The sequence below is a fragment of the Sporolactobacillus spathodeae genome (genome assembly GCF_016908935.1).
GTDB classification, from domain to species: Bacteria; Bacillota; Bacilli; order Bacillales; family Sporolactobacillaceae; genus Sporolactobacillus; species Sporolactobacillus spathodeae.
This window is the reverse complement of the sequence record NZ_JAFBEV010000003.1, coordinates 102,168-125,096: the sequence shown is the minus strand read 5'-3', so window position 1 is coordinate 125,096 and position 22,929 is coordinate 102,168. Positions and strand designations below refer to the sequence as shown.

Here is a 22,929-nt window from a genome sequence, read left to right as displayed (position 1 = left end):
AGCGTCGATCATTAACTGTTATAAGCATCGTAATACTGCTCTTTTTTACTTAATTTCATGTCATTTAAGACGACACCGAGAAACTTTCCCTGACCTTCAGTTAATACATTTGCGGCTTTTTTGACCTTATCGATCTCGGCAGACCCGCTCTTGACGACAAGTAAAATTCCTTCGCAGAGAGTGGCCAGCAATCGGGCATCAGACACAGCCAACACGGGCGGGGAATCTAGAATCACCACATTAAAATGATCCTTTGCCTGCTGAATCACACGCGACATTTCCGGCGCGCTCAGTAAATCAGCAGGGTTCGGTGGAACAGGCCCGCTTGTCATGAGAAACATTTGCGCCAAACGCGTCGGACGAACGACATTGCCGAATTCCGATTGTCCTGTCAGTACGTTGGTCAACCCTCTGCTGTTATCCGTGTCAAAGAATTCATGTTGCGACGGTTTTCGCGTATCGGCATCAATCAGTAGCACCTTTTTCCCCTGTTGAGCCATTACGATTGCCAGACTCGAAGCTGTCGTTGATTTCCCCTCTCCCGCTTCAGAAGAAGTGACGAGCAGCGATCGCAAATCGCCGCCCGCCTTAGCGAAGGAAATGTTCGTGCGCAAGGTTCGGTATTCTTCAGAAAGTGAGAAGTTATCTTGCAGATAATTGATATGACGCCATCTCTGCACTGAAGTGTTTTTCAATCGTCTCATAAAAAACGCCTCCCTCTCCTTAACCGTTCCGATCGAGTGAGAAATTCCGAGTTCTGATCATTCTTGCTGCTCATCTTGTCATGATATTCAATATGCTTGATGACGCCGACAACAGACAGGCCTAATTTCTGTTCGATATCTTCTTCCGTTTTAATCGTCTGATCAAAATATTCAATTAGAAATGCAAGACCGACTGAGAGCAATAAACCAAGCAGCATGGCAATTATCAGATTTTTACTCAGGCTTGGTGAGACCTGTCCGCCGTGCGTTGCCGGTGCGAGCAAGCTGACATTATCAACTTTCAGCATCTTTCGAACCTGTACCTTGAAAACACGCGCCACTCGATTGACAATCCGAACGGATAAATCTGCTTGATCGGTTTCCGCTGTGATTGAGAAAATCTGAGAATCTTGATTCGTTTGAACGGTTAACATCCCTTGTAAATCCGTTGCAGATAGTTTCAAATGCAATGAACGAATCACTTGATTTAAGATCGATGGATCATTTATTAGTTCACTATAAGTGTTTACCAGCTGCACATTGGTTTGAACCGCGTTCGAATCGTATAGCGTTTTCCCATTGCTCTGATTCACGAAAATCCGCGTCGTTGCATCATACATCGGCGTCATGAAAAAGTGTGTCACGATCCCTGAGAGGATTCCGGCGGCTATTGTGATCGTGGCAATGAGCCATAACCGCTTCCTCACAATCAGATACATTTCTTTTAAACCCACGTTACGTTTCATTAGCCTTCCTCCCGATGTAGGTCAAGCTCGTCGATATGAAAAGATGGCGGTCGGCAATTTTTCTTTTTCTCTAATCCATCCGTACGATTATCCTTTTTGACGATACAGGAAGAAGTATATTCTGCCTCTTGCAAATCTCGAACAAGATTTTTCAAATATTAAGCGAAAGTTCCGGGAGGAATTGTTAGAAAAACTTGGCGAGCCAAGTTTTTTTTGTAACCATGAGCCATGGGCGCCTTCGCTCCATTTTTCACGCAAAATCATTTACTTTCTTTACAAAAAAAATAGGCTGAATGCTCTAAAACGAGACGCATTCAGCCTATTTATCGTATTGTCATTTTCTATTATTTGTGATTCCACACAGCCGACAAAGATGTTCGATCCGCTTTGAAACAAATTCCTTTGTCACGGTGCTTAAGGAATTACAGTTTCAATGCATCCATCGTATTGGTCCCTTGCTGTTTCCGATTGTCCAATGGCTTTTTCCAAAAGCCGAGAATCAGCCCAGAAATTATGGCACCGATCAGAATGGCGGCGATGAACAAAAATGGTTGATTGCTCAAGGCAACGACGAAGATACCTCCGTGTGGCGCCGGAATGTTGACTTTCCATAATTGCGTCAGAGCACCCGCAGTTGCCGAACCGATAATACTTGAGGTGATAATCCGCAGCGGATCTGCGGCAGCGAACGGAATGGCGCCTTCCGTAATAAAGGATAGTCCAAGCACATAGTTCGTGATCCCGGCTTTACGTTCTTCTTCAGTGAATTTTGCTTTAAAAATCGTTGTAGCCAAAGCAATCGCAAGCGGTGGAACCATACCACCAGCCATAACCGCAGCCATCATCAGCCCGCCGTTGGACGCGCCACTTGTAAAGACACCAATCGCAAAAGTATAGGCCGCTTTGTTTACTGGGCCACCCATGTCAACGGCTTGCATCCCGCCAAGAACAAGTCCGAGCAGTATCGCGTTCCCGGTACCAAGGTGACTCAATGCCCCAACCAAACCTGTGTTAATCCATGTAAAAATAGGATCGAGAAGATAATACATGAGTCCGCCGGTAATAAGCAAACTGAACACTGGGAAAAGGAGAATCGGTTTTAACCCGTTCAATGTTTTAGGAAGTCCGGCGAATACTTTTTTCAAAAGAACAATTACCCATCCAGCTAGAAAGCCGGCAGCAAGTCCACCAAGAAATCCGGCGTTTGATGAGTAGGCCATAAATCCACCGACAACACCTGGCATCAGCGCAGGACGGTCGCCAATGCTGATAGCGATATAGCCGGCTAAAATCGCAATCAAGAAGTGAAAGGCACCGGTTTGCCCACCAGCAATCGCACTCAACATTTGAAAGATTGGATTGTTCTTGCCGAGGTGTTCGAACATGAACGAGACGGCAAGCAAAATACCGCCACCGACAACGAATGGAAGCATATGCGAAATACCATTCATCAAGTCTTTATAGATCTTGTTCCAAACACGAGTCGTGCTTTCGATCCCGGCATCGCTTGCGCCGATTTCCGCGTGATACACCGGTGCTTGTCCATTCAACGTCTTGGTAATTAGTTCTTCCGGTTTACGGATACCGTCGCTGACGGGCACCTGGAGTACCTTCTTATTATCAAAGCGCGCCATTTCAACCTTTTTGTCAGCTGCAACAATCACACCTGCCGCACGCGCGACTTCATCGGCGGTCAGCACATGCTTGGCGCCTTCAGATCCATTGGTTTCGACGCGTATTGAAACGCCCATCTCTGCGGCTTTCTTCTTTAATGCATCTTCAGCCATATAGGTATGCGCTATCCCAGTTGGGCATGCGGTAACAGCAACAACAAAATTCTTATTATTGGTAACTTTTGAAGTCTCTTTCTTTTCCATTTCTTCTTTCTCAGCTTGCTGATCGTCAAATAATTTAGCCACTTCCGCAGGTGTCTTGGCTTGTTTCACTTTTGTGACAAATTCCTGATCAATCAGCAACCTCGAAAGCGCCGCCAGTGTTTGAAGATGCACATTGGCTGCTCCCTCTGGTGCGGCAATCATAAAGAAAAGATCAGAAGGTTTGTTGTCAAGTGCTTTGTAATCAAGCCCCTTCTTACTGCGTCCAAACACGACGGTCGCTTCATTAACCGCTTTGGTTTTCGCATGCGGCATTGCAATGCCGTCTCCGATTCCGGTGCTTGATTCTTTCTCTCTTTTTAGGATCATCTCTTTGAAGAGCTTCGCGTCATTTATCCTTCCGTTCTTCTCCAGACTGGCGATGAGTTCATCAATGGCTTCTTCTTTTGTTGTCGCCTGCATATCCATCACCATTGCACGTTCAATCATCAGGTCAGTAATCTTCATATTATGCTCACTCCCCATGTTCTTCTCATGCAGCATTATCCTCTCGTTTCCGTTCAGATGTTACGTAAACGATTACATTTTCTATCGTCAGAAACCGAACCGTTTCATCGATTCGGTCAATCGCCGCCTCTTAACAGGTGCGAACTTGTTTATGACAAGGTTTTTTTACAGTGACACACGCGCAGTGATTTAACCATGAACCGTTCCTTGTTAAATCTTTTTTGATGCGATTAATAATTCATGTTTTTGAATCTTTTTCTTAAGTTGAGGGTTATCCGCGATGAGCAACATAAAAATAGCTTCAATCGCCGTGACTGCGGATACTCGAGAGAAAAAATACTCAGACATAAAAATAGTACCCCTGCTGGCTGTGTCCACATTATAGTCAGACAGCGCAGCAATGGGGGAACTACTATTATTCGTAAAGGCGATGACTTTTACCTGATTTTTCTTCGCAACTTCAATCAGTTGAATCAACTGCCTAGATTCTCCGGAGTTAGAAATGACGATCATCACATCTAATTCCATTAAATTTAATGCCTGTCCCATAGCCACTTCCCAAGAAGAAGCGGTAAATGCTAATCGACCAATTTGATTAAATTTAAAGCAAGCATCAAGTGCGACAGGAAATGTATTGCCTTCAGCCATCACTTGAATTAATCGGGCATCCTTAATCGTTTGAATGATTTCCTTCGTTTTCGACTTATCAAGACCCTCTAAAGTTGCTTGAATCTCTTTCTCTTTGTCGTTCATGAGTTTCTCTAGTGTTTTATCATGACTATTCAAAGAACTCTCTTGAGGTTCAACATTAATTAATGAGCTTTGCGCCAATAACACTTTTAAATGATGAAAACCATTCAGATCCATTCTTTTGCAAAATCGTGAAATGGATGCTTCGCTCACTTTTCCACGAGTGGCTAGTTGTGAGATCGTTGCATTAATCACAAACTGTGGATCGTTGATAATTAAATCAACGATTTTTTTCTCGGATTTAGAAAACTTTCCTAAATCCGAATAGATTCTGTTGACAAATTCTTTAATATTCGGTTCCATTCACTTGTCCCTATTAAAAAGCCGTACGGTCAAACGGGTATTTCATGCCCCATTGATTGCGTACTTTTGTCAAAATATCCATGATATCTACAGACAATGCAAATTCGCCGTCATCGTGACCCTGTTCAATGTATCTTTGCATGTCTTGAACTTCGTACTGCAGGCCAAGCGACGCATCACCGGCGGTGATCACTTCGTGTGTTTCCGTATGGGCATCTTCTGTGATTGTTAAAGCGGCTTCTGTAGCGCGCGGATAATTCGAGATTTCAATATAGCCTTTGGTACCTGAAATAACCCCGCGTTTTGGCTGTTTCGCACGCATCGACAATGCCATCACAGCGATTTGATCCTCAAGATTTTTTAAGATAATCCCGGATTGTTCATCAACCCCTGTTTCAAAATATTTTACAGTGGTCAGAACATTAACCGGCTGTGATTTCAAAAATGAACGTGCAAAGGCTGTGGCATAACCGCCAATATCAAGTAAGGCACCACCAGCGAGATCTTTATTAAAAAAGCGATTTTTAACATCATAATCTTTTAGACTGCCGAAGTTAACCTGAACCAGATTCACATCGCCAATTTTTCCAGAAGCAATTAATTCTTTGACTTTTTTATAAATCGGCATGTGGAATAAAGTCAAGCCTTCAGTCACAATCAAGCCTTTTTCTTCAGCCAGTTGTTTGACCTTATTTAATTGCTGTGAATTAACCGTAATCGCTTTCTCAGCAAATACATTTTTTCCCGCCTGCAAGGCTTTCATAATATATTCATAGTGGAAATTATGTGGCGTTGCAATATAGATGATATCAACATTGGGATCTTTTAATAAATCTTCAGGATTAGAGAACGCGTGCTGAATGTTTTTTTCCTCACTGAACGCTTTTAAAGCTTTTTCATTCACATCAGCGACAGCATAAATTTCGCCGTTCACACTATTTAAAGCATCGGCCATTTCATGTGCGATCCATCCAGTGCCAATCATGCCCCAATTATACTTTGTCATTCTTACTCATCCTTTCAATCATTGATGTTTTTTGTTTTTGTATCAAGATCACTAAAATAAAAATACTTTTTTAAACGCTGACTCGCTCAAGTATCTCACTACCAAATCGAAACTTAATCCTGTTGTATGATGCTCAGGTGTCAGAAGATCGAAACGTTTTCCTTTGTGTGATCATCCTATACTCACCAAATACCTCAGCACCTCCGCCAAAAATCAAAGACTCGAAATAGTCAAGCGTTTCTTAAGCGGCATCAATCTTTGTTCATCACCATCCCTAACGGTCAAAGTGAAATCCATTTTCACTTTGAAATCACTTATGAAACTATTTTTAATATAATCATTAAAATAATTTTTGTCAATAGATAAATTGCTAAAATAATTTTCATTTGCTGAATTATGTGGCTTCAGAACATTCATTGATTTTTCCAGCTTTCTTTAACCGTATCTTCCCGTAGTTTACCCGTGCATTGACGTGTTTGTATGCGGTTTTTTCAATAGGCGATCATTAAGTTCTAGTTTGCGCTTTATATCATGTTGAGAATCATCACAATCTTTTGTGCAAAAATTTTATACAAGCTCTTAAAAAAAGGATGTCTCAAAGCCAGTTTCACCTGGCCTTAAGACATCCTTTTATTCGTATATTTGCTGTATCCTTTTATATTGTGTCGTTTCAGGCGCTCTTTTTACCTCACAATTGACGCCTTGTCCCACTTATTTTTTTTCTGGCATCATGCAATGGCCATCCGCACAGGATAGATCATCGCCACTGTTTGATGAGAGAACTTGCAATTTTGGTGCAGGGTTTTCTTCTTCCCACACTTGCTGCAACGCAGAAGCAAAGGTGTCAGTCGGCTGCGCACCTGAAATCGCGTATTTGCGATTGATAATAAAGAACGGCACACCACTAATACCGAATTGCCTGGCAGCATCTTCATCATGGCGCACATCATCTGCATAGCGTTCCTTGTCTCTTAACACTTTCAAGGCTTCCGTCCGCTCTAATCCTGATGCTTCGGCAACATCTGCCAGTGTATCCAAAAGCCCCACATTTTTTGCATCGATAAAGTAAGCGCGAAATAGGTTCTCCGTCATTTCGGCTTCTTTCCCGTGCATTTTCGCCCACTTGATCAAACGATGCGCGTTAAATGTATTGGCTAATTTCATGTCATCGAAATTAAATTTCATTCCAACAGTAGCTGCCTGTCTACTTACACCTTGAACATTTTGTCTCGCCTGTTCAACACTAATCCCATAGTTTGTCGCCAATTTTTCATAGATAGTTTTATCAGTGTGAATCGGCGCATTGGGATCAAGTTCAAAGCTTTTAAATTCAACCGCTACTTGTGCTTTATGTGGAAATTGGCTGAGCGCATTTTCTAAACGACGTTTTCCAATATAGCAGAATGGACAAGCGACGTCTGACCAAACTTCAATTTTCATATGAATACCTCCGAGATAATTGCTTACTTCTTAAAGCTTTAGTAGTTGCTTCTATTTGTTTAAAAAACTGCGGTGAGCTATGAACTCTTTTATTTTGTAAGTTTTGTTATCACTATTGAGTACACAAAAAATATCCGAATTCAAAAAAAGTTCAATTAATGGCTGCGCGAATATTCATTTATGATTTGAGCAACTGCCTCTTTGATTGGGGTAACCGGATGGCCAAGCAATTGCTCAAAATCATCGCTTGCGACTTCCAATGTGTGATCCCGAATACTTTTCTGGATACCGACAAGCATTGGAATAAGAAATTCGGGTACACCTGCATCTTTGACAATCTTAGCATAGGCCGCGTCATCAACTTGCTGCACGAATACTTCTTTTCCTATTCGCGTACTGACTACAGAAGCAAGTTCTTCCTGTGTCATTAATTCTCCCGAAAGCTCAAAAACTGTATTTTCATGTCCCTCACCAGAAAGCACTGTTGCCGCAGCTTCTGCATAATCTTGTTTCAATGCCCAACCCACTTTGCCCTCTTTTGCGGCTGTTACCCATGGAGCCCCTATTAAGACTCCCTGAATATTAGAAACCTCATTTTCCAAGTACCAGTTATTACGGAGAAAAGAATAAGGAATGCCTGTTCTCAAAATAGCCATTTCTGTTGCTTGGTGGGTCGAAGCGAAGATATTTTTGCTTTCCTGCGCATTGACGATGCTCGTATAGGCAATAAATTTAACCTGAGCATATTCGGCAGCGGCTACCGCATTTTTATGCTGCTTCGTTCTTGTCTCATTATCACCGTCTGTCGAAATAATCAGCAACCGGTCAATGCCGGAAAAAGCAGTAGCCAACGTTTCCGGGCGATCAAAATCTCCTTGGCGGACTTCTACGCCAAGCTGCTGAAATTTTTCTGCTTTCTCAGGGTGTCGCACACTGACAACCAATTGACTTGCCGGTACTTTTTTCAATAATGAGGCAACAACTTTAGAACCTAAACTTCCTGTCGCTCCTGTAACGAGAAATTTCATCGGACGCATCCCCCATCGGAGTTATGATTTTTTGAGAATTTTATTACAGATTGATTCGAAAAACATGGTGTAACCACTCATTGGATGTTCGTAACCTTAATTCTTTTAATGCCTCTGAGAATTTATTCAAACGTATAAAAAAACGCTTAAAAAGGTAAAAAATATTGGGGATCGGTTGGTCTTTCAATGCCTGTGCCCGTAGAACAGTGATAGAAAATCATACATTGAATGACATCAATAGTTCTTCCCTACTAGATGTAACTATTTTAGTTACAATTATCTCACCTGTCAATTGAATTGCTTGAGCCAAATTTTTTCAGATCGCTCGCAGCAATTATGACGTTATTTTTTTATGTTCTGAATACAACTTTAATAAGATGCTGTATACCGAATTTTGGCGAAAGATAGCTAGATCCTAGCACTCTTTACCAGGCTTAAGGCGTCATTGACTTCATTTACTTCTTAAAGGCTCGGGGGTCCACCCAATTATAGAAAAAAGCATCTTACAAAAAGACTTGGCATAGCCAAGTCTTTTTGTAAGATTGCGCTTCGGTTGCTCGCTTTTCCCGCAAGGCGCCAGGGCGCCTTCGCTGCACGCAACAAAATTTTTAAAAATCAATTTTTTCCAAGTAGAGTCCGCAGGCATCTGCCATGCGACCTGTTTGTATGCGTTCCTTTGCGATTAAAATACTCGGAATTTTTTCTGGCTCCATTTCGTTTAGTCCGACTTCGATCAACGTTCCGACAATTTTTCTTACCATATTGTAAAGAAATCCATCACCGCTTACTCTGATTTGAATGAGACCGTCCGTCTCTTCGATAGTAATCGAATGGATTCTGCGCACCGCAGTTTTTTTCTTGGACTTGGCATTAGAATACGCAGTAAAATCATGTTCACCTAAAAAAAAGCGGCATGCTTCTTTCATCCGATCACAATCTAATGTTTTTTCAATATGCATACTATATTTTCGCATGAATGGATGCGAATAGTCTCTATTCCAGATCTTGTACAAATAGGTCTTGCCCTTGGCTTGATAACGTGCATGAAAGCGTTCAGGAACGCGCTGAACATCACAAATGCTAATATCTCGGGGCAAATTTCTATTTAAATAATTTTTGATTTCAGATTCAGTCAAAACCTTTTTCAACTTAACATTGGCTATTTGTGCAATCGCGTGCACCCCAGCGTCTGTTCTGCTGCTGCCAATAATCTCAACTATTTCTCCTTCAAGTTCCGATAAAATATGTTCTATCTTCCCTTGTATGGTATTTTCAGTCGTTCCAAGCCGTTGCCAGCCTTTATAACGGCCGCCATCATATTGAATGGTCAATTGATAATTCATTGTCCGCTCCTTTATTTTCAACCCTCATTTTCTCAGTTCACAAAAATGTGTCCGCTCGTGAAAAAATGGATTTATTTTTTTAGCAAATCAACCAATGCTGCGTCTAATGTGTCAAAGTGGAAATGGAAGCCTGCATTCAATGCTTTTTGGGGCAGAACACGTTGACCTTTTGTCACGATAAGGCTTTTCTCACCGAGCATGATTTTAATTATTGGTTCTGGAACACTCAGCCAATAGGGGCGCTTCATAACTTTTGCTTGCGTTTTGCCAAATAGCTGCATTGTTGTAGGATTTGGTGAAGTAAAGTTAACAGGCCCTTTGATTTCCTGATTATCTATAATAAATACAACGAGACGCACGAGATCGTCGATATGTATCCAAGATAGCCATTGTTTACCGGACGCGATTTTGCCGCCGATAAAAAACCGGTAAGGTAGATTGAGAAGGGGAAGCGCACCACCCACTTTACCAAGAACGATCCCAAATCGCGCATAGACTGTCCGTACACCAAATTGTTCTGCTTTGCGAGCGGCTTGTTCCCATTGGTAGGAAAGATGGCTGAGAAAATCACCGTTCTCAGAGGTCGATGTTTCAGTAAATGTCGCCGAATCAGAAGTCCCGTAAATACCGACTGCGGATGCATTGATGAGTAGCTTCGGTTTTATTTTTGCTTGCTCAATCAAACGAATCAGTGTGTCCGTGGTTTGCAAACGACTTCTCAATATAAGATCTTTTCTTTTACGTGTCCACCGCCCACTATTGATTGGCGCTCCAGATAAATTGATAATGCAATCAATATGATCTGGCAGCTCGGCAGATAAGGCTTTCAGATCTTTCTGCGACCACTGAATAAAGTGAATATCACTTAAAGGCGTCAAGCGATCGGCAGCTTGCCGAGTCAATATATAGAGATGATGTCCCTCTTTACGAAAGGTTCGTATCAATTCTTGCCCTATAAATCCACTTCCACCCGAGATCACAATGTTTTTTCTCATGTAATCCTGTCCTTCCTTAAAAAAGTGCATCTAACGATTTGCACGAAATGCAAGACAAGCCGCCCAATTGAATAAAAAGTCCACGGCATTTACCCAACATGAGCAATATACCTTGCACCTATTATATCAAAAGAATTAGTTAGGCACTGCGATAATAAGGATGTCCAATTATTCATAGCCACTAATTAATAGAAATTTAGATAGATACTTATGCTATAGAGCAGTTGTAAACTCTTTTAATGTGTATACGCAAGATTGCAAGTCAAATTTGTTCTTTCAGCATTTACTACCTCTCATTTGTAGTGCAGGATAATTTTGTTTTTTCCATCCTTTAGTCAAATTCCCTTTCTTCAAGCTCCATTTGGAACTAAGCGATGAGAAGAGCGCATCCCTTCACAAAAAAAAATTAGTCAAATACAAACATTTGTTCTATAATGAAATATAGAAGCAATAAAAATCCTCAGCTAATAAAACTTTGTTTTTCTACCCACCCCAGTGATCCTGCTATAATCTACGTTATTTTTTCTTAATTATCAGAACACTTCAACATTTTCTAATCCATTCAAATTCCAAAAGGATAAACAGAGGAGATGATTCACATTGGCTTCTAATATGTATGCTGTAAAATGCCCTTGTTGCGGACGTTCTGCAATTATTGATGATTATTACAAAACTAATGAACAATTTATCTACTGCTTACGGTGCGGTTATAATTACGCCAAAACAATTAAAAGCTACACAGATCAAAGTATCGAATATAATGAAGAAAAGTATGAAGGAAATGGTGTCTTTATTTTGGTCAAAAAAGATGGCAGCTACGAAAATATGATGTTGAATAATGTGACAGAGAAGCAATTAGAAAAGTATAAGGCGTCATTCATAGATGACAATGTTGATTTGGAGAAAAGTTACTTAGTTTCGTACAAAAATGGTGTATTCACCATCTTACGGGGTAATCCCCCTGAAAATTTCCATTTGCCATTTGAAGCGTATCGAAAAAAGATGATTGCAAAGTATGGGAACCCTGAATTTGATTTCATGGTTCCAATTGAAGAATAGTGAATTTGCTAAAAACCGGACCGAGTCAAAGATGCGCTGATTGGTGCCACCATAGAATTGCAAGATCAAACTTTCTTAGCAAGTTCGAATTGGTTGTCAAATTATCACCTGCTATAGCCAGTGGGTTAAGACATAAAACGTATACAACGGAATGTCGCGTTTAAGACTGAATTCTTCTTAAAGTCTCCTTATGCTTAACCTCAATCTTGAATATATCGTTACTCTCGAGACCGGACCGATTGACTCTTGACCATAAATGCTGGCGTCAGGCTTGGTGGAAAGGTATACAATCCGCCATATCAAAACCCACACCTTTTTGACTGGTGTGGGTTAGTGAAATTAAAATCAGTATTTTTTTCATCGCTCGCTTGATAAGTGTGCTTTGTTCAATGACTGACTTTGGTTAAAGAGAAGTCGTCGATTGAGCCCCAAGACTGTGCTGGCGCCTGAATCGAAACGCCAATCGTAACCGATCCGCCATGCACGGTTACGTCGAGCTTCGGCTGAACCCAATTCCGCCAGCCTGACAGTGTGAAGTTTTGCGCATTATTCGTTGTGCCGCTCTGAGCAAAGAGAGTCAACTGACTTGAACTTGTGATGCCGCCTTGTGCCTCTGCGGACAGTTCGTAGGTTCCATCTCCAAGACCAGTAATGGTTTGCTTTACAACAAAGTTCAGCGGATTTGCTGACCAGTAATGGAGTGCTTTGGAACCGGAAGTGACATCGGTTGTATTCATGTCGACATAGTTAGCGTCTTTTGTTTGATAGACCACGTTCCACTGATCCAGACCATTTTCAAACCCTGGATTGGCGACAAAATTATAAGCTTTTAGCACAACGGTCAGTTTGACCGTCAGACCATTACTCAGTGTCCCATCAATCACATAGGTCCCTGGTCCTGCGTTGTTGAGTGTAGTAACCTGGGATTGATCCCAGGTCACTGCCTGCGTTTCTTCTGAATTATCGGTATAAACGATCTGTTCTGTCGACGGCAGACTGATCGGTTCACCGGCATTAAACGTCAGCGTATCATTTTGAATTTTCCAGACCTCTTTCGGTGACGTCGAACCAGTGAAAATATAGTTAAATACATTCAGAGATGGCAGTGCTTTGCCACTAAAATCAAATAATGCTTGGTTATCCCACTGTGAACCGCCCCATTCTGTCGCCGTATCGCTTTCATAATCTTGTGCATAACTTGAAGCCCAGCCCGATCCATATTTCAACCACAGATCCTGATTTTGTGCCAATCGGTCAGGTGTGCCTACGGGGATCCATGCCGGCTCCCAATAAAAGACACCTAATCCAGCCGGACCGACATCAGCAACTGCCTGAAAAATGTTCCGTATCGAGGTCGCTTGTCCTTGAGGCGATGTTGGAAAGTTGAAATCGCTGCCCTTTCCTGTAACAACATTCACTGTTCCGTCACCGTCTGCTGTTGTGTATGGATAAGATGTCTCAGCAACCATGACTTTCTTGTTATATGTCGTGGCCACGTTCTTGAGCACAGCAGTTAGGTTACTTGTCGTCCCATGCCAGTAAGGATAATAGGAAGACGCGAAAACATCATAATCTACATTGTTAGCGTTCAGTGTCTTAGCGATATAACTATAGTTGCCCGCTTTCTCCGGATTAGTGAAATGAAGTACGACGAGCGATTTTGGTGAAACCTGACGAACTGCCTTGCTTCCCGCGTTGAACAGCTTGCAAATATTGGTCCAGTTTCGTTCACCAATAAAGAAGCCGTTGGTCTCGTTGCCGATCTGCACCATGCCAACATCGACTTTTGCCTTTTTCAGCTTCTCCATACTTTTCATCGTAAACCGATAAACGGCGTCTATTTTCTGGTCGACCGTATAATCCGCCCAAGCTTTCGGAGGGGTCTGTTTGCCTGGATCAGCCCAGAAATCGGAATAGTGAAAATCAATAAGAACTTTCATGTGATTTTTTGTCGCCAATCTGCCAATTTGAATGGCTTTAGCTAAATCCGAGTTGCCAGCGCCATAACCCTGTCCATCACTGTTGTATGGATCATTCCAGACACGAATGCGCACATAGTTAACCCCTGACTTTTTTAGGATCTTTATAAGATTCTGCTGTTTGCCTTTACTGTTGTAATATTTGACCCCGCTCTGTTCTTCAGAGATCAGTGTCGAAATATCTACACCGCGAATTGTGTTTTTGGTGATTCCGGTTACTTTCTGAACGGTGATGCTCGATTTTACCGGTTTGCTGTGGGAATCGGCTGATTTAGCCATGGCTGAATTAGCTCCGCCAAAGGTTAAAACAAAGAGACCGATCATGGAAAGAATAGTTACGATGAGATTTGATCTTTTTCTTTTCACGTCCATCATCCATCCTTTTCTGTTCCGTATTTATTCTCGAAATGTATATTGCCATTGAATAGTGCCAACTGTGCCATAATTTAGAGCATGTTAGGACAAAATATTGAGCCACTTGTGCCATACCAGAGCCACCTCCTGTATAATTGGGCTTGCACCATCGGTGCAAATCTATTAAATAGGAGGTTTTTGTGTGCTCAAATACCGTGAAATCTTACGTCTTCATGCGCAGGATTTAAGTATTCGAAGTATTGCTTCAGGTGTAGGTAGTTCTAGGAATACAGTCAGTGACGTCTTGAAACGTGCTAAGGAAAAAGACGTTTTATGGCCGCTTGAAAAAGACGTTGATGACGTAGAATTGCAGGCTCTTCTGTTTCCGGAAAAGAATCACTCCGATGTGAGACAGAAACCGGATTGTGATTACATTTATAAGGAAATGGCTCGAAACGGTGTGACTCTGTCTCTGCTTTGGCACGAATATGTTCAATTATGCCGTGAGCGAAGAGAGCTCCCTTATAGCTACCGGCAATTCTGTCGCTTTTATACGCGTTACGTCACAAAGACAAAGGCAACGATGCGGATTAAGCGAAAGCCAGGAGAAGCAATGGAAGTCGATTGGGCAGGACAAACAGCGTCAGTTAAGAATTCGATCACTGGGCAAGTGCATCCTGCTTACGTTTTTGTCGCAGTCCTCCCATGCAGTCAATACACGTATGTTGAAGGTTTTTTATCCATGGACACGTCGAGTTGGATACAGGCACATATCCATGCTTTTCAGTTTTTTAACGGTGTTTCTCGAACGGTTGTCCCCGATAATCTCAAGACGGGGGTCGATCATTCCTCAAGTACAGATCCGATTATCAACCGGACTTACCAAGAATTAGCGGAACATTATCAGACAGCAATTATCCCTGCTAGAGTTCGCCATCCCAAAGATAAGCCCAATGTCGAAGGAAGCGTAAAAATCATATCGACCTGGATTATTGCCGCATTAAGAAATGGTCAGTACTTTTCCATTCAAGAACTCAATGAAGCCATTAGAGAAAAATTAGTGGAATACAATCAAAAACCATTTCAAAATAAAAATGGAAGCAGGCAATCCGCCTTTGCGGAGGAAGAGAGCTTTGCGCTGCTCCCTTTGCCGGCTTCCCCATACGAATTAGCCACTTGGAAGAAAGCTACCGTACCCTATGATTATCACATATCTGTAGAAAAAATGTATTACTCCGTTCCCTATGAATACTTAAAACATCAAGTAGATATTCGCGTAACGCAACACATTATCGAAGTCTTCTATCATAACATGCGCATTGCCTCTCATGTTCGCATCTATGGAAAATCAGGTCAATTATCCACAAATTCCGATCATATGCCTGATCAACACAAAGACTACTTAACTTTTACTCCAGAACATTTTTTATCATGGTCAAAAACCATAGGCACGCATACAGCGGCAACGGTCCAAGGATTTCTCGATTCCTATAAAGTTGAGAAACAAGCTTTGAAATCCTGTTCAGCCCTTTCAAAACTTGCGGACAAATATTCAGTAGAACGATTAGAATCCGCGTGCATGCGAGCGCTCAGTTATTCTCCAAGGCCTAATATTAAAAGCATCACAACGATCTTAAAGACCGGACAGGATAAACAGCGGCAAGAGTCACAGGAGCATGGAAATACAAATGAACAGCAAAAATCTCATGGATTTATTAGAGGAGCAGCTTATTACGGGAGGACAGAAAAATGACCAATGACAGTACACTTTCAAAATTAAATGATATGCGCCTAAGCGCAATGGCTGAGTATTATCACGAACAGCTTCATAACCCTCAATTTAATGATATGCCATTTGAAGAACGATTCAGCCTGCTCGTGGATCGAGAATGGGATCGCAGAAAAAACAACAAGCTTTCCCGTCTCATCATAAATGCTGGATTCCGATATCCTCAAGCATGCATTGAAGATATTGAATATCATCCAGATCGTAAACTGGATAAGACTCAGATTCTCCGATTAGCGTCCGGCCAATACATTCAAGAAAACCATAATCTGATTATCAAAGGAGCATCTGGGAACGGTAAATCTTATCTATCCTGTGCGTTTGGAATCGCTGCATGTCGACAATTTTATACGGTAAAGTATGTTCGCTTGCCAGATCTATTGGATGAGCTCGCTGTCGCCCGTGGAGAAGGCATTTTTCAAAAAGTAATGAAAATGTACCGAAAGGTAAATCTTCTTATTCTCGATGAATGGCTCCTTACTTCACTTAAGGGAAACGAAGCAAGAGATTTACTTGAAATTGTAGAAGCAAGACATCAAACAGCATCCACAATATTCTGCTCACAATTCGATACACAAGGCTGGTATGAAAGCATTGGCGAAGCAACCTTAGCCGATGCGATCTTGGATCGGATCATTCATGACTCCTATAGTATTTTCATTGACGGTGAAGTATCCATGAGAGAACGCCATGGGATAAAGAAATAAATAAAGCTGAGCCACCATCACTTGATGGTGGCTCTTCCGATGGCAAGAGTGGCTCTCAAATTTGTCCGAAATGGCTCAGAAATATGGCACAAGTGGATCTTTGCGATGGCAATATACACGAAACGGTTTAGTGAGTGAATATACGCTTTTTCAGGCAAAAAAACTTGGAAATAGCTAAGTCCTTTTTTAACAATTGCGCTTCTCTGCTCGCTTTTCCCGCAAGGCACCAGCGCACCTCGCTGCATTTTTGTGCGAAAAACTTTATACTTCTTATCTCTCAAAAAACGATAACACGAAACATTTTCAAATAGCATTATGAAAACTCAATTTTTGTAACCGTTTCCATTTTAATGGAAACAAATCTTCTTTATCCTCCCTCACCTTCTCTGGATTGCAAAAATTTTTGTACCCCTTCAAATCAAAACGAGATAAGACGAAACCATAATTTTTAGTAAACTTTTTACTAAACTTAAATTAAACGTTTTCATTAATTATGTCAAATTTTATTAACCCACTCATGTTTTAAAAAAAGGGGAGCGAGATAATCATTTGACGCATACAAAAATGAAAAATTAAAAATCCCTTTTTTAAGGGATTTATTAAAGTATTATCAAATTAATTGCACGTATCCAGCGCGCTTTGAGCAAAACGTTTTTCAAGTTTTGAACAAAAGATCGAGAAAGAATGCTTACATGGGCATAATATCCGCAAATGCCTTATGGCGTTTATAAAATCGCTTTATTGCACCCGTTTAAACATCTTTTCCATTTCGTATCCTGAAAAATGCACGATCACCGGGCGACCGTGTGGGCAGGAGAATGGATCTTGTGCCTTGGCAAGGGTGTCAAGCAAGGATTGAATTTCTTCATTGCGTAGATAGTGATTGGCTTTGATCGCGCGTTTACAAGACATCATGATTGCTAGTTTTTCACGCATTTTTTTGATCGAGACACGTCCATTTTCGAGCAGTTCGTCGACAATATCTTCGATCATCTGTTGTTCGCGGCCTTTCGGCATCCATGTCGGATGGGCATGAATGACAAGCGTGTGGTCGCCAAAGGGTTCGAAGTCGAGGCCGATCGACTGCAGGTAGTCGTGATAGGCCATAATCGTGGCGTATTCGGCGGCGTTGAATTCGAAAGTCATCGGAATGAGCAATTCCTGCACATCTTGGGCAGTTTGTCCAACCTTTTCCCGATAGTATTCATAGTTGATTCGTTCCTGAGCGGCGTGCTGGTCAATGATATAAAGCCCGTCCTCATTCTGGGCAAAGATGTACGTGCCGTGCATCTGTCCGATCGGCCACAGTCTCGGTATCCGACGTGTCGACGGCTGAATCGACTCAAGCGTCTCCCCTGGTTCAACTTCATCAATCGGACCGCTCGCGTCTATAGTACTGGCGGTTTCGATGTTAGCCGAAGCAACTTCGTCAAACCCCGCCGCTGGTTGTTCATGTATTTCTTCCGACGTTGGCGCAACGGGGCTTGCTGGCTCTGGAGACGTCAATGACTTATCTGCCACAGATGCACCGCCAACGTCTGGTCCGATCACGACGCGCTCCGAAAAATTCATTGCCTGCTGCTCGCTCGCCTCCGGGTGGTTTTCGTGATCTCTCGTGCTGACGAGCGGAATGAGCTGCTCCTTATGGAACGTTTTCTGAAGTGTATCGCAAATCAGCGCGCACAACTCTTTTTCCTTGCTGATCCGGGCTTCCAGTTTCGAGGGGTGAACATTGACGTCAATCAGCGACGGATCCATATGAATATGCAGCACACAAATTGGATAGCGTCCGATCATCAGCAGCGTGTGGTAACCAGCCATGATCGCGTTGAAAATCGGGTAGTTGATGATAAAGCGTTTATTAATAATGATGTAAACATATTGCCGACCGGCACGCGAAATCTGCGGATGAACCGCGACGCCTTCAATATGGAAATCGAGCGAGTCGCCGTAAAACGGCAATGCAGACTTTGCCGTACGGATACCATAAACTGCGGCCAGAACATGGCTCAATTCACCGCTGCCGTTTGTCATAAAAATTTGTTTGCCGTCATGCGTCAGTGTGAAACGTATGCCCGGATAGGACAATGCCATCCGGTTAATCACATCCGTGATTTTACCAAGCTCGGTGTGAATGCTCTTCAAGTATTTGAGTCGCGCCGGTGTATTATAAAACAACTTGGAGACCGTTATTTCCGTGCCACGCCGGCTTTCGGTATGTCCAGATTGAATGATATGGCCCGCTTGAAACACAAGATGTGTGCCCGGATGGTCACCGTCCGAAGTCTTCAGCTCGAGATAGGAGACAGCGGCAATACTCGGCAACGCTTCGCCGCGAAAGCCGAGCGTTTGGATGTGGAAAAGGTCAGAATCGTCGCGGATCTTGCTTGTAGCATGCCGCTCAAAAGCAATCGCGCAGTCCTCCGGCGCAAACCCTTTACCGTCATCAGTCACCTTAATTTTCTTCATACCGCCTTCTTCAATGTCGATCGTAATCCTCATTGCCTCTGCGTCAATCGCGTTTTCCACAAGTTCTTTAACAACGGATGCCGGGCGTTCAACGACCTCACCGGCAGCAATTTTATTGGCCAACGATTCGCTTAATCGTTTAATTTCTCCCATTACCGTGCCCCCCTCTCAAGTTTTTCTTCTTCAGTTAATGTTTTAACGCTCTCTGCAAATTGTATAATTTATTCATTGCATCCATTGGCGTCATTGTCATCAGATCGATTTTTTCCAATTCGCGAAGGACTTTCTGTTCTTTTTTCGCTGGCTTTTTCATGTCTGTCCCTTCCGGTTCGTTGAAGAATGCGAGTTGCGCGGGCTCATCCACCTCGGTCGCGGCAGTTGCCTGTACGACCGCTTCGCGAGCCTCAGCTGGCGCGGTTTGCTTCTCCGCTTCCAGTTCTTGAAGAATTGCGTCCGCGCGTGCAATCAGTGGATCCGGCAGACCAGCCAGTTTTGCCACATGGATTCCGTAACTTTTATCCGCCTGCCCTTTTAGCACTTTATGAAGAAAGACGACGTTGCCGTTCTCCTCCATCGCACCGACGTGGACATTTTTCAGCCGTTTCAGCTTTTTATCGAGAAAAGTTAGCTCGTGATAATGCGTCGAGAAAAACGTTTTCGCGGCGATGTGGTCGTGAATGTATTCGACAATCGCCTGCGCAATCGCGATGCCATCATAGGTCGAGGTGCCGCGCCCGATTTCATCAAGTAAAATCAGACTGTTCTGCGTTGCATGAGTCAACGCGTATTTCGCTTCATCCATTTCAACCATGAACGTACTCTGGCCAGACACTAAATCATCTGCCGCGCCAATCCGTGTAAAAATTTGATCATAAATTGGCAAGCACGCGCTGTCCGCGGGAACGAAACAACCGCTCTGTGCCATGATCGCAGTTAATGCCGCCTGGCGCATATACGTGCTCTTCCCGCCCATATTCGGTCCAGTAATCAAGAGCATATCGCATGATTGATCCATTTGGATATCGTTGGCGACGAAAAAGCCATTTTTCATCACTTTTTCGATGACGGGATGGCGGCTGTCTTTAATCGCAACTGTCCGATCATTTGAGAAATCCGGTCGGATATAATTATTTGCATCACTAACAGATGCAAAGCTTTGCAAGACGTCCAATGCGCTAACGAGTCGCGCCAATTGCTGCAGGCGCGCAGCTTCATTTTTGATTTTCAAACGTACGTCGCCAAAGAGCTGAAACTCGAGGCCGACACGCTTCTCCTCGGCTTCAAGGATCACGCGTTCCTTCTCCTTGAGTTCCGGTGTAATAAAACGCTCCGCATTTGACAACGTCTGGCGCCGTTCATACCGGCCTTCTGGAATCAGTTTCAGATTTGGTCGCGAGACTTCAATATAGTAGCCAAAGACGCGGTTATAGCCGATCTTCAACGATTTAATGCCGGTTTCTTCGCGTTCACGAGCTTCCAATTCGGCGATCCAGCGCTTACCGTTTTTCGAGGCATCGCGATAGCGGTCCAACGTCTCGTCATAACCTGCGCGAATCATCCCGCCATCGGACGTTGTGAACGGTGGATCGTCAACAATGGCTTGTTCAATCAGCGCGCGCACGGATTCGCAAGGATCCATCTCCTGTGCGTAGTCCTGCAACGCCGGCGCCGGAATAGCTGCCAATGTTTTTTTGATCGCTGGAATCTGATCAAGCGAGCGTTTCAATTGCACAACTTCACGCGGATTGACGTTGCCAAAAGACACGCGGCCGACGAGGCGTTCCAAGTCGTAGACCCCGTTTAGCGCATCGCGCAACGTTTCCCGCTCAAGTAAATGCGTTTTCAAAGCATCCACCGCATCAAGCCGCGTGGTGATTTTATCCTGATCAAGCAGCGGTTTCTCGATCCATTGCTTCAACCGCCGGCCGCCCATTGCCGTTTTCACGTCATCGAGTAGCCAAAGCAGCGAACCGTATGTTTTCTTGCCGCGGTTCGTTTGCGTTAATTCGAGATTGCGGCGCGAATGCGGATCAATCATCATATATTCTTGTACGTGGTAGACGGACGCCTGTTGCAAATGGTCGAGCGAGCGTTTCTGCGTCGTCGTCAGATAGCTGAGCAACCGGCCCAGCGCGGTAAGCAACTTGTCTTGATCGATACCTGCTGAAAGATGTTGCAACGCTTCCGGTATCTTTGTCTCATCTTCTTCTGAGAGGGTCAGATTCATCTGTTCGTTCAGTATCATGCGGCTATCCTGAGGAAAATCGGATGCAGCGACCAATTCACGGACATCGTTGGCGTCGAGTTCCTGCAGCACGCCATCCCAGCCATTGACGACCGTCACCTTCACTTCACCAGTCGTCAAATCGCTGAAGGCGAGTGCAAATGATTCGTCGGGAAAGCTGCTGATCGCCGCCAGATAATTATTTCGCTTCGGCTGTAGTGAATCGTCTTCCATGATCGTGCCCGGCGTGATCATCTGGATCACTTCGCGTTTGACCATGCCTTTTGCCAGCTTCGGATCTTCCATTTGCTCGCAAATTGCGATTTTATAGCCTTTATCAATTAATACTTTAATATATTGTTTGACGGCATGATAAGGCACGCCGCACATCGGTATGTATTCGTCTTTACCACCATTTCGCGAGGTCAGAGCAATCTCTAATTCTTTCGATGCTTTGAGCGCATCATCAAAAAACAATTCATAGAAATCGCCGAGACGAAAAAAGAGAAAGGCATCTTGATATTGTGCTTTAATCGCCAGGTATTGCTGGATCATTGGTGTATAGCTCATCGGTTCGGTTCACTCCAACTTTCATTCTTCATCCCATAATTATAGCATATCGTACGCCTTTCTCTGCGCGGGTTCCAGCCTCACGCAAAATTTTCCAGTCGCTGCCGGACAATGATTTCAAGTATCGGACGAGCGCACTCCCGCATATAGTTTTATAAATAAGCGCTAAGAAGCTATGATCTGGACTCGAGGAAATCTTTTTAGCGCTTTTATGTGCAAAAAAAATCTGCCCGAACTGAAAAGTCGCCGGAGCAGATGATGTGCAGTTTATCATCCCTTGAAATTAGAAAAACATGGCGAACCAATTCCTTAGAGCATGGCGGGAACCATCGTTTTTCTGGTACTTAATTCATCTAAGATCTCATTGATTGCATCACGTCGAATAAAAGAGAGAACTTAATTTCTCTCTTTTATTCGTCATCATCAGTGACGAATTCGGAATTCAGGTTGCTGAGTTCCTTATCCAGTTCTTCTTCTTCTTCATTGGCCACTTCAATCAGACCATCGCCGTCAACACTGACTTTGACTTTCGTTTCACCGATGATTTCAACGAGAAATTCGCGTTCAACTTGTGCAACAACGTTGTTGCCATTCGCGGAAATTTTCGCTTCGAGACAATTCGGTTCCTGAAGCGGTTTGCACAATACATCGACGCGGCTAATTAGTTCTTTATCGCGTAGTGTCAGGGGGACGCGGTCGCGATAAGTCGCTGTTTCAACGGCAACCTCTGTCTTCGTGTTGTTATTGTACGAATACCAGGTATTGATCTCATATGTGCCTTCGACCAGAACGGCATCCTTGCTGTATGATGTCTTGTATCTATGATTAATTACCCAGCATCCAAGGATGTTCGAAGGTTTATGCGATGGTGTCACAGTATGTGCCGATTGACTGAATTTTTTCCCTCTGCCACAGACAGCTTTCGTAATAATTTCTCTGTAGTTCTCTGCCAAGAGTCCAAACCTCCTTTGCCTTCTTCACAATCATGTTATGCAGGGCGAATAACACGTGTGAATCGAAAAAGAGGGCGGATCAATAAAATATCTTCGATCATCGTCACGGGCGCCTGACTGATTTAATTTTATTTGAGTCGCCCCTCTCACAAAATGAAAAAGTGAACCAAA

Annotated in this window: 16 protein-coding genes; 3 read left to right on the top strand and 13 right to left on the bottom strand. The window is 43.2% G+C overall.

Annotated features, from left to right (window positions below; all coding sequences use genetic code 11):
• Positions 1–11 precede the first annotated feature (11 nt).
• The 9 genes from JOC27_RS02405 to JOC27_RS02360 form a co-directional block, all read right to left on the bottom strand.
• A complete protein-coding gene (locus tag JOC27_RS02405; protein ID WP_205005409.1) occupies positions 12–704 on the bottom strand; it encodes a CpsD/CapB family tyrosine-protein kinase in 693 nt (230 codons plus the stop codon).
• Positions 701–1,450, bottom strand: a complete 750-nt coding sequence (locus JOC27_RS02400; protein WP_205005408.1) for a YveK family protein — start codon at positions 1,448–1,450, stop codon at positions 701–703. Before JOC27_RS02400 ends, JOC27_RS02405 begins: the two co-directional genes overlap by 4 nt.
• Positions 1,451–1,872: 422 nt before the next feature.
• Positions 1,873–3,792, bottom strand: a complete 1,920-nt coding sequence (locus JOC27_RS02395; RefSeq protein WP_205005407.1) for a PTS fructose transporter subunit IIABC — start codon at positions 3,790–3,792, stop codon at positions 1,873–1,875.
• A 210-nt stretch (positions 3,793–4,002) separates the two neighbouring features.
• Positions 4,003–4,845 carry a MurR/RpiR family transcriptional regulator gene (locus JOC27_RS02390; RefSeq protein WP_205005406.1) on the bottom strand — a complete coding sequence of 281 codons (843 nt, stop codon included), beginning with the start codon at positions 4,843–4,845 and terminating at the stop codon, positions 4,003–4,005.
• A 13-nt stretch (positions 4,846–4,858) separates the two neighbouring features.
• Positions 4,859–5,851 (bottom strand): Gfo/Idh/MocA family protein, encoded by a 993-nt coding sequence (locus JOC27_RS02385; protein WP_205005405.1) that lies wholly within the window; start codon positions 5,849–5,851, stop codon positions 4,859–4,861.
• Between the two features lie 711 nt (positions 5,852–6,562).
• Positions 6,563–7,291 (bottom strand): DsbA family oxidoreductase, encoded by a 729-nt coding sequence (locus JOC27_RS02380; RefSeq protein WP_205005404.1) that lies wholly within the window; start codon positions 7,289–7,291, stop codon positions 6,563–6,565.
• Between the two features lie 155 nt (positions 7,292–7,446).
• A complete protein-coding gene (locus JOC27_RS02370; protein ID WP_205005403.1) occupies positions 7,447–8,319 on the bottom strand; it encodes an SDR family oxidoreductase in 873 nt (290 codons plus the stop codon).
• 608 nt (positions 8,320–8,927) lie between these two features.
• Positions 8,928–9,662, bottom strand: a complete 735-nt coding sequence (truA, locus tag JOC27_RS02365) for a tRNA pseudouridine(38-40) synthase TruA (protein WP_205005402.1) — start codon at positions 9,660–9,662, stop codon at positions 8,928–8,930.
• A gap of 71 nt (positions 9,663–9,733) precedes the next feature.
• Positions 9,734–10,657 carry a TIGR01777 family oxidoreductase gene (locus JOC27_RS02360; protein ID WP_239529386.1) on the bottom strand — a complete coding sequence of 308 codons (924 nt, stop codon included), beginning with the start codon at positions 10,655–10,657 and terminating at the stop codon, positions 9,734–9,736.
• 600 nt (positions 10,658–11,257) lie between these two features.
• On the opposite strand from JOC27_RS02360, the gene JOC27_RS02355 reads away from it, so the two are divergent.
• Positions 11,258–11,716: a hypothetical protein gene (locus JOC27_RS02355; RefSeq protein ID WP_205005400.1), complete on the top strand. Its 459-nt coding sequence runs from the start codon at positions 11,258–11,260 to the stop codon at positions 11,714–11,716.
• Between the two features lie 386 nt (positions 11,717–12,102).
• On the opposite strand, the gene JOC27_RS02350 is transcribed toward JOC27_RS02355, so the two are convergent.
• A complete protein-coding gene (locus JOC27_RS02350; protein WP_205005399.1) occupies positions 12,103–14,061 on the bottom strand; it encodes a glycosyl hydrolase 53 family protein in 1,959 nt (652 codons plus the stop codon).
• A gap of 190 nt (positions 14,062–14,251) precedes the next feature.
• Here JOC27_RS02350 and istA point away from each other — a divergent pair, with 190 nt between their 5' ends.
• Both istA and istB read left to right on the top strand, forming a co-directional pair.
• A complete protein-coding gene (gene istA, locus JOC27_RS02345; RefSeq protein ID WP_205005398.1) occupies positions 14,252–15,802 on the top strand; it encodes an IS21 family transposase in 1,551 nt (516 codons plus the stop codon).
• A complete protein-coding gene (istB, locus tag JOC27_RS02340) occupies positions 15,799–16,542 on the top strand; it encodes an IS21-like element helper ATPase IstB (RefSeq protein WP_205005397.1) in 744 nt (247 codons plus the stop codon). The genes istA and istB overlap by 4 nt, the downstream gene beginning before the upstream one ends.
• A gap of 738 nt (positions 16,543–17,280) precedes the next feature.
• Here istB and mutL read toward each other — a convergent pair.
• From mutL to cotE, 3 genes are all read right to left on the bottom strand, one after another.
• Positions 17,281–19,164, bottom strand: coding sequence for a DNA mismatch repair endonuclease MutL (gene mutL, locus JOC27_RS02335; protein ID WP_205005396.1), 1,884 nt, complete (start codon positions 19,162–19,164; stop codon positions 17,281–17,283).
• A 34-nt stretch (positions 19,165–19,198) separates the two neighbouring features.
• On the bottom strand, positions 19,199–21,805 hold the full coding sequence (mutS, locus tag JOC27_RS02330; protein WP_205005395.1) for a DNA mismatch repair protein MutS: 2,607 nt from the start codon (positions 21,803–21,805) through the stop codon (positions 19,199–19,201).
• A 410-nt stretch (positions 21,806–22,215) separates the two neighbouring features.
• Positions 22,216–22,758: an outer spore coat protein CotE gene (gene cotE, locus JOC27_RS02325; RefSeq protein ID WP_205005394.1), complete on the bottom strand. Its 543-nt coding sequence runs from the start codon at positions 22,756–22,758 to the stop codon at positions 22,216–22,218.
• Positions 22,759–22,929 lie beyond the last annotated feature (171 nt).